Raw genomic sequence first — 2,507 nt, 5'->3', positions numbered from 1 at the left:
AACTCTTTGGGGTACGGCTTCGGCACGGGGTACATCCTTCCAGCAGTGCCTCCCGGCACCACAGATCAGATGTCACCTATCCATGCAGCAGTCCCAGGCGCCCGGACGATCTGGTGCAACGTCAGTTCTGCCCGGAAGCGCCGAATGTGTTGTGGGTAGCGGACTTCACGTACGTGTCGACGTGGTCCGGGTGGGTATATGTGGCGTTCGTGATCGATGCCTACGCCCGCCGGATCGTGGGCTGGCGGACCGCGACCACGATGACCGCGCAGCTGGTCCTCGACGCAATCGAGCACGCGATCTGGACCCGGCAGCGCGAGGGCATCGACGACCTATCCGGGCTGATTCATCATCACGATCGCGGGTCGCAATACACGTCCATCGCCTTCACCGAACGACTCGTCGACGCCGGTATCGATGCCTCGATCGGCGCCACCGGCAACAGCTACGACAACGCCCTCGCCGAATCGATCAACGGCCTCTACAAGACCGAACTGATCAAGGCTCAGGGCCCGTGGCGGACCGTTGACCAGGTCGAAGTCGCCACCCTCGAATGGGTCGACTGGTTCAACCACCGCAGGTTGTACGAGCACTGCGGCGACCTGCCGCCCGCGGAGTACGAGGCCCTCTACTACCGTGATCACCGAACTCAGCCAGTCGCTGAGTTCTCAAACTCGTAAGTCTCCAGACATGCCGGGGCGATTCAGGGTATCGAATTGCTCGGCTGGGAAACGCGGCCGAGCACTTCGGTCAACTTGCCGAGGGTTTCTAATTTGATTGCTACACGGGTTTGATCGCCCACGTGACCGGGCCGTCCGCACTGGCATGGGTCGACGAGGGAAGCGTCCACCCACGCCAACACTCCACACGAGCTTGAGGGCTGACCTGCGATGTCGCGCGGTCGGTGCGGAGTGAATTGGCGGGTGAATCCCGAGCCTGTCACGCCAATCAGGACATTCACCGCTCTTCAGTCGGTAGTGTGCTGTCCGAATGCTGTGCCCCGGGGGAGGCTCGGTGCCGAGTTGATGACCGCCCGTGAGCACATTCGGTGTCGCGCGGCATGTTCAAGGTTCAAGGGGAGGACGTTCGCATGAGGAATTCCAAGGTCGGGCGCGCCCGGGTTCTGGCGGCCGCGGTAGTCGTGTCCGCGGCCTCGCTGCTCGCGGTGCCGGCCACGGCGTCCGCCGACAACGGCGCCCCCGCCACCTTCGACGCCTCCGGCGCCTACCTGGCGAAGTCCACCAAGAACTCCGACCGCAAGGTCACCATCTCGGTGTATTCGCCGTCGATGGACCGCAACATCCCCCTCGAGGTCATCCTGCCCGCCGATCGCAGCCAGCCGCGCCCGACGCTGTACCTGATCAACGGCGCCGGTGGCGGCGAGGACTCGGCCACCTGGCAGCGCAATGCCGACGTGATGGACTTCTTCAAGGACAAGAACGTCAACGTCGTCACCCCGCTCGAGGGCGCCTTCAGCTACTACACCGACTGGCAGAAGGACGATTCGAAGCTCGGCCGTCAGAAGTGGCAGACCTTCCTGACCCAGGAACTCCCGCCCGTCATCGACGCCGAGTTCGGCACCAACAAGGTGCAGTCCGTCGCTGCGATCTCGATGACCGCCACCTCGGTGCTCAACCTGGCGATCGCCAAGCCCGGTTTCTACAAGAGCGTCGGCTCGTACAGCGGCTGCGCCGAGACCAGCACCTGGGCTGGACAGAACGCCATCCGGCTCGTCACCGGCGTCCGGGGTGGCGTCGACGTCACCAACATGTGGGGTCCGCTCGACGGGCCCGGCTGGGTGCAGAACGATCCGGTCGTGAACGCCGAAAAGCTCCGCGGCACCGAGCTCTACGTCTCCACCGGATCGGGGCTGCCCGGCCCGCACGACCAGTTGAACAGCCCCGGTATCGACGGCAAGCCGCTCGCCCAGGCTGAGCGGGTAGTCGTCGGCGGCGTGATCGAGGCGGCCACCAACTACTGCACCCACAACCTCGCCAACCGCCTCGCCGAGCTGAAGATCCCCGCGACGTTCGACTTCAAGCCCACCGGCACCCACTCGTGGGGCTACTGGAAGGACGACCTGCACAACTCCTGGCCGATGATCGCCCGCTCGATGGGAATCTAGGCCGAAGCCTGGAGCGACATAGTCTGTGGACGGAGCTGGCAATCACGCGCCAGCTCCGTCCAGCGCTTCCAGCGCCACGTGGACAACCATGGCGCCGCATTCTTTCCCGGTTGAACCGTCGGTCGTGTCGAATCCGTGAGCGTGGCTGGCCGCTTCTAGTTGCCGGACACAAGAGCGGCGAACTGATCGGCCGGAGTATCCCAGCCGAGCGTTTTGCGGGGGCGGTCGTTGAGTTCAGCGGCGACGGTATCGAGGTGCTGACGGCTGTGGACGGACAGATCCGTCCATTTCGGGAAGTGTTGCCGCAGTAGACCATTGGTGTTCTCGTTCGATCCTCGCCGCCAGGGGCTGGCGGGATCACAGAAGTAGGCAGGGATGTCGG

3 protein-coding genes are annotated in these 2,507 nt (G+C 64.3%); 2 read left to right on the top strand and 1 reads right to left on the bottom strand.

Features of this window, described 5'->3' with window-relative positions; genetic code table 11:
- Both DEU38_RS27880 and DEU38_RS27875 read left to right on the top strand, forming a co-directional pair.
- On the top strand, nt 1-680 hold a 680-nt coding region (locus DEU38_RS27880), incomplete at its 5' end, for an IS3 family transposase (RefSeq protein WP_147283609.1).
- Between the two features lie 410 nt (nt 681-1,090).
- Entirely contained in the window at nt 1,091-2,125 is a 1,035-nt protein-coding gene (locus DEU38_RS27875) for an alpha/beta hydrolase family protein (protein WP_114724610.1), read from the top strand.
- A gap of 155 nt (nt 2,126-2,280) precedes the next feature.
- On the opposite strand, the gene DEU38_RS27870 is transcribed toward DEU38_RS27875, so the two are convergent.
- Nucleotides 2,281-2,507: IS30 family transposase (locus DEU38_RS27870; RefSeq protein WP_147283608.1), on the bottom strand; the 227-nt coding region annotated here is incomplete at its 5' end.

The sequence above is a fragment of the Rhodococcus sp. AG1013 genome (genome assembly GCF_003350365.1).
Lineage (GTDB): Bacteria > Actinomycetota > Actinomycetes > Mycobacteriales > Mycobacteriaceae > Prescottella.
The sequence above is the reverse complement of the archived record's forward strand: the minus strand, read 5'-3'. Positions and strand labels throughout refer to the sequence as shown.

Bases quoted from the DNA above. Each gene is read 5' to 3' on its own strand.
- DEU38_RS27875 (WP_114724610.1), top strand. From the start codon at position 1,091: ATGAGGAATTCCAAGGTCGGGCGCGCCCGGGTTCTGGCGGCCGCGGTA.